Source organism: Corallococcus sp. AB049A (genome assembly GCF_003668885.1).
Taxonomy (GTDB): domain Bacteria; phylum Myxococcota; class Myxococcia; order Myxococcales; family Myxococcaceae; genus Corallococcus; species Corallococcus interemptor.
The window spans coordinates 1-1,119 of sequence record NZ_RAWL01000813.1; the positions used below are offsets into that span (position 1 = coordinate 1).

At 71.7% G+C, this 1,119-nt stretch carries 1 protein-coding gene; it reads left to right on the forward strand.

Annotated features, from left to right (window positions below; genetic code table 11):
• Positions 1 to 188: 188 nt before the first annotated feature.
• Positions 189 to 1,028, forward strand: coding sequence for an Ig-like domain-containing protein (locus D7X55_RS39585; RefSeq protein ID WP_121725703.1), 840 nt, complete (start codon positions 189 to 191; stop codon positions 1,026 to 1,028).
• Positions 1,029 to 1,119 lie beyond the last annotated feature (91 nt).

A 1,119-nucleotide genomic window follows, 5' to 3' on the forward strand; every position in this document is an offset into this window, starting at 1 on the left:
GGCGAGGCCCTGGCCGCGCAGGTGCTGGGGGCGATGGAGGCCCGGGCCCCGCGCCGCTGAAAGTGCCGGGTATCCGTCAGCAGGCGTGCAGGCGCGCGGACTTCAGCGCGGACACGCGCGGTTTTCACGCCCGCCGCGTGGTCCACCGGTAGACTCGGCCCCTCCCCCACCGACCCGTGCCTGCCTTCGTGAAGACGTCACGTCCCGCTTCCTTTTCCCTTTTGGGTTTCCTCGCGCTGGGCGTCCTCGGTGCGTGTGGACCGTCGCCCACGACCATCACCCTGGAGCAGCCCGAGCAGCGCTACCTGCGCACGCAGGGGCAGAACCTGCCGCTCAGCTACACCGTGCTGGACGCGGACGGGCGCAAGATGATGGACACGCGCCTGCGCTGGACCAGCTCCGCGCCGGAGGTGGCCTCCGTGCTGGAGGACGGCACGGTGGTGGCGCGCAAGTCCGGAAAGACAATCATCGGCGTGCAGGGCGGACGGGCGAAGGCGGCGCTGCCGTTGGACCTGACCATCCTCGCGTCGCTGGACGTGCGCGCGCCGGGCGCGGACTTCGTGGAGGTGGGGCGCACCATCAAGCTGCGCGTGGTGGCGCGCAATGAAGCGGGCCACGTCATCCCCGACGCGACGCCCGACTTCCGCTCCAACAACGAGGCCGTGGCGCGCGTGGAGAACGGTGAGCTCATCGCCGTGACGGCCGGCGTGGCCACCGTCACCGCGACGCTGGGGCACCTGCACCGCGCCATCGCCGTGCAGGTGGTGCCGCCGGACTTCGTGCGCCTGGGGCTGAACCTCACCTCGTACACCTTCAAGAAGAAGGGCCAGTCGGTGATGGTCCAGGCGCGCGCGTACAACCGCAACGGCGTGGCGCTGGAGAAGGTGCCGCTGGAGTGGTTCAGCTCCAACAGCGCCGTGGTGACGGTGTCCCCCGAAGGCCGCGTGACGGCCGTGGGCAGGGGCCGCGCGGTGGTGTCGGTGGTGGCCGGCCGCCGCCGCACGGCCGCGGACTTCATCGTCGAGTAGGGCCTGCCTACGGCTTCTTCGCGGGCGGCGCGGGCTTCTTGCCGCCCTTCTTCCTGGACGCGGCCTCCACGTCATCCGGGCAGGGCGGGCG